At 71.8% G+C, this 4,103-nt stretch carries 5 protein-coding genes; 2 read left to right on the plus strand and 3 right to left on the minus strand.

From position 1 onward, the window contains the following. Positions 1 to 126: 126 nt before the first annotated feature. From ACFWEP_RS32535 to ACFWEP_RS32545, 3 genes are all read right to left on the minus strand, one after another. Positions 127 to 1,215 carry a S1C family serine protease gene (locus ACFWEP_RS32535; protein WP_387375580.1) on the minus strand — a complete coding sequence of 363 codons (1,089 nt, stop codon included), beginning with the start codon at positions 1,213 to 1,215 and terminating at the stop codon, positions 127 to 129. 93 nt (positions 1,216 to 1,308) lie between these two features. Beyond that, complete coding sequence (locus tag ACFWEP_RS32540) at positions 1,309 to 2,022, minus strand: class I SAM-dependent methyltransferase (RefSeq protein WP_387375582.1); 714 nt, start codon at positions 2,020 to 2,022, stop codon at positions 1,309 to 1,311. An 86-nt stretch (positions 2,023 to 2,108) separates the two neighbouring features. Further along, positions 2,109 to 2,705 carry a DUF3043 domain-containing protein gene (locus tag ACFWEP_RS32545; RefSeq protein ID WP_387375584.1) on the minus strand — a complete coding sequence of 199 codons (597 nt, stop codon included), beginning with the start codon at positions 2,703 to 2,705 and terminating at the stop codon, positions 2,109 to 2,111. Positions 2,706 to 3,002: 297 nt separating this feature from the next. On the opposite strand from ACFWEP_RS32545, the gene ACFWEP_RS32550 reads away from it, so the two are divergent. After that, positions 3,003 to 3,788: a PspA/IM30 family protein gene (locus ACFWEP_RS32550; RefSeq protein ID WP_387375586.1), complete on the plus strand. Its 786-nt coding sequence runs from the start codon at positions 3,003 to 3,005 to the stop codon at positions 3,786 to 3,788. Positions 3,789 to 3,797: 9 nt separating this feature from the next. Next, positions 3,798 to 4,076 carry a hypothetical protein gene (locus ACFWEP_RS32555; protein WP_387375587.1) on the plus strand — a complete coding sequence of 93 codons (279 nt, stop codon included), beginning with the start codon at positions 3,798 to 3,800 and terminating at the stop codon, positions 4,074 to 4,076. Positions 4,077 to 4,103 lie beyond the last annotated feature (27 nt).

A 4,103-nucleotide genomic window follows, 5' to 3' on the forward strand; every position in this document is an offset into this window, starting at 1 on the left:
GCGCCGGAACCTCCCGGACCGCCCGCTCCCGTACCGCCCCCGCTTGCCGGACGCCCGTGACGGCCGCGGCAGCCGCTCCCGAGCCGTCCGGACCGCCGCGTCAGCCGCTCCCGTGACCGGTGGGGGTCAGATCTCGCCGAGCGTGACCTCGGCCGTCCGCGTGGCGCCGCCGCGGGTGTACGTCACCCGGACCTTGTCCCCCGGCTGCTCGGCCGCAAGTGCCTCCGCGAGCGAGGTGATGGTGGTGACCTCGGTGCCGCCGAGCTCGGTGACGATGTCGCCGACCCGCATCCCCGCGTCGTAAGCGGCCCCGTCCCGTTCCACGCTCACCAGTGCCACCCCGGCGGGCCGGTAGTCGCCGTCGACGACCGTGCGGCCGGTGATGTCGAGTGCGGCCCGCCCCGAGTCGGTGACCTTGCCCTTGTCGATGATCTGGTCCGCGATGGTCTTCACCGTCGACACCGGAATGGCGAAGCCGATGCCGGGCGCCGCGCTGTTGCCGAGGGCGGGGTCGGTCGCCGCGAGCGTCGGGATGCCGATGACCTCGCTGTTCAGGTTGACCAGCGCGCCCCCGCTGTTGCCCGGGTTGATCGCCGCCGAGGTCTGCACCATGTTGGCGAGGGTCGCCCCCGTCCCGCCGCCCGACCGGGACTCGCTGACCGTCCGGCCGAGCGCCGAGACGATGCCCTGCGTGACGCTGCTGGACAGGCCGAGCGGTGAGCCCATCGCCAGCACGATCTGCCCGACCTCGACCTTCTCCGAATCGCCGAACTTCGCCGCCCGGAGCCCGTCCGGTACGTCGTCGAGGCGGATGACCGCCAGATCCTGCGCCGGGTAGGACGAGACCAGGGAGGCGGCGAGCACCTTCTCCCCGGTGGCGACGCTGACCTTGAAGGACTTCTCGTCACCGACGACGTGCGCGTTGGTCACGATGTTGCCGTCGGCGTCGTAGACGATGCCGGAGCCCAGCCCGTCGGCGGTCTGGATCTGGACGACGGAGGGCAGCACGTCGCCGATGACCCGCTGGTAGTCGGTCTCCAGCTGCGCGACGGCGCGGGATACGGACCCCTGCCGGGCGGCCGACGCGGAGGTCTCGGGGGAGGCCGGACCGGAGCTGGGGCCGGCGCAGCCGCTCACCAGGGCGAGTGCGCAGAAACCCGCGGTCAGGGACGGCGGCAGTCGGCGTGCGAGGCTGCGGGAGGGGGAAGCGTCCATGTCCGGAGTATCCCGTTCGCCCCTTCCGGGCGGCGGGTGCTGGTGGGCCGAACGGACCGGACTCCACCGGGTGCCCGGACCCGCCCGGGCCCGTCAGGTCCCGCCGCGTACCCCGCACAGGTGGAGCAGCGCGGCCACCCGCCGGTACGGATCGGTCCGCCCGGCCCGCTCCTCGGCGGCGAAGATCCGCTCCAGCTCGGCGGTGTCGGGCAGCGGGGCGTCGTTCGGGACGTCGTCGGTGAAGACGCGCACCCCGTACCAGGCGTGCAGCGGCGCCGCGATCCCCGCCAGGGTGGCGGTCAGCGCGTCGAGCCGGTCGGCCCGGACCTCGAGGCCGAGCCGGTTGGTGTAGCGGGCGGTGTCGAACGCGGCGTGCGCGGTGGCGAAGTCGCCGGCCGCGGCGGGGCGCATCGCGAGCGCGTCGCCGTTGCGTACCAGCAGCGAGAGGAGACCGTCGGGTGCCAGTACCCGGGCCAGCCCCGCCAGCAGGGCGTCCGGCTCCTCGACGTACATCAGTACGCCGTGGCAGAGCACCATGTCGAAGCTGCCGGGCAGGAAATGGACCCCGGTCTCCGAGCCGTCGCCCTCGATCAGCCGGACGCGCTCGCGGATGCCCTCGGGTTCGTGCGCCAGCGCCGCACGGGCGGACGCCAGCATCGCGGTGTCGGAGTCCAGGCCGGTCACCGAGTGACCGGCCCGTGCCAGGCGGAGGGCCTGCGTGCCCTGGCCCAGCCCGACGTCGAGGACGCGCAGCCGCCGCCCCACGGGGAAGCGGGCGGCTATCTGCTCGTCCAGCTGCCGGGCCACGAGCTCCTGGCGGACGATGTTGCGCAGTCCGCCGAGCCCCGCGAGCCAGGTCGAGGAACCTCCGGAAAATCCCGAGGTCTCCGCGGTCAGGGCCGCTCTCCTCGCTTGACCTGCGGCTTCGGCAGCCGCAGTCGGCGCATCTGGAGCGTCCGCATCAGGCCGTAGGCGACGGCGCCGCGCTGCGGGGTGTCCGGGAAGCGGACGCGCAGCTGCTTGCGCAGCCGGAACGCCAGACCGATGGAGTCCAGGACGATCAGCACGATCACGCCGAGCCAGAGCAGCAGCGAGATGTTCTGGATGTTCCGGATCTGGATCACGCTGAGGACGAGGATGACCACGGCCATCGGCAGGAACCACTCGGCGATGCAGAAGCGCGAGTCCACGAAGTCGCGGACGAAGCGCCGCACCGGGCCCTTGTCGCGGGTCGGGAGGTAGCGCTCGTCGCCGGAGGCGAGGGCCTCGCGCTGCTTGGCCATGTCGACCCGGCGTGCTTCGCGCGAGCGCTTCACCGCCTCCTTGCGGTCGACCGGCGTGGTCGAGGCACGACGCCGCTGCGTCTGCGCCTCATTGCGCTTCGGCGTGGGGCGACCCTTCGGAGCCTGGGGGTCGCGGGACTGGGTGGAGAGGTCCGCCGTCACCTTGTCGGTGGGGGCCTTCTCTTCTTTGGAACGGCTACGGAACACAAAACCCAAGGGTACGGGGTCCGGCACGCGGGCAGTCGGACCGGGCGGGAACGATCCGGCAACGGCCCGCGTCCTCAACGGTGTCCCGGGGCCTCCACCCCGGCCGGCGCCCGGTCGGCCCGCACCCGCCGCCTCCACCTCGGGCGGGAGCGAATGCCCGGCGCAGTCGTCCTTGGGGAGGAGCACATCGGGCCCCGAACAGTGCGGTAATGGAGGCAGGGCCCGTACTGTGGGTTCTGTTGGAGTGCTGGAGCTCAGTCGTTAAGAAGGGGGCGCGCGAAGCCCATGAGCGGTGTCATGAAGCGTATGGGAATGATCTTCCGCGCGAAGGCAAACAAGGCTCTTGACCGGGCCGAGGATCCGCGCGAGACCCTCGATTACTCGTACCAGAAGCAGCTGGAACTGCTGCAGAAGGTGCGTCGCGGAGTCGCCGACGTGGCGACTTCGCGCAAGCGGCTGGAGCTGCAGCTGAACCAGTTGCAGGGTCAGTCGTCCAAGCTGGAGGACCAGGGCCGCAAGGCGCTCGCGCTCGGCCGGGAGGACCTCGCCCGCGAGGCGCTCTCCCGTCGCGCCGCCCTCCAGCAGCAGGTCACCGATCTGGAGACGCAGCACCAGACGCTGCAGGGCGAGGAGGAGAAACTCACTCTCGCGGCCCAGCGGCTCCAGGCCAAGGTCGACGCCTTCCGCACCAAGAAGGAGACGATCAAGGCCACCTACACCGCCGCCCAGGCGCAGACCCGCATCGGCGAGGCGTTCTCCGGCATCTCCGAGGAGATGGGCGACGTCGGCTTGGCCATCCAGCGGGCCGAGGACAAGACGCAGCAGATGCAGGCCCGGGCCGGCGCGATCGACGAGCTGCTCGCCTCCGGCGCCCTGGACGACCCCACCGGCACCGCGAAGGACGACATCGCCGCCGAGCTGGACCGCATCTCCGGTGGTACGGATGTGGAGCTGGAGCTCCAGCGGATGAAGGCCGAACTGGCCGGCGGCACCTCGGCGGGCCAGCAGGCCATCGAGGGCGGCGCCCAGGACACCGCGCCCGGCTCCCAGCAGCAGTCACCGCACCGGTACGACAAGAGCTGAGGGACGGTCATGATCGTACGGATCATGGGGGAGGGCCAGGTAGAACTGGCCGACGGCAAGATCACCGAGCTGAACGCGCTCGACGACGAGCTGCTCGCGGAGATGGAGCGCGGCGACGGCCCCGGATTCCGCGCCACGCTGCACGCTCTGCTCGGCCGGGTGCGCGAGCTGGGCTCGCCGCTGCCGGACGACTCCCTGGAACCGTCCGAACTGATCCTGCCCTCGCCCGACGCCACCCTCGAAGAGGTCCGCGCCATGCTCCACGACGACGGGCTGATCCCGGGCTGACCCACCGCTCAGCGCACTCCACCCCTC

This window comes from Streptomyces sp. NPDC060198 (assembly GCF_042728415.1).
In the GTDB taxonomy this organism is placed as follows: domain Bacteria; phylum Actinomycetota; class Actinomycetes; order Streptomycetales; family Streptomycetaceae; genus Streptomyces.

Bases quoted from the DNA above. Each gene is read 5' to 3' on its own strand.
- ACFWEP_RS32535 (WP_387375580.1), bottom strand. From the start codon at position 1,215: ATGGACGCTTCCCCCTCCCGCAGCCTCGCACGCCGACTGCCGCCGTCC.
- ACFWEP_RS32550 (WP_387375586.1), top strand. From the start codon at position 3,003: ATGAAGCGTATGGGAATGATCTTCCGCGCGAAGGCAAACAAGGCTCTT.
- ACFWEP_RS32555 (WP_387375587.1), top strand. From the start codon at position 3,798: ATGATCGTACGGATCATGGGGGAGGGCCAGGTAGAACTGGCCGACGGC.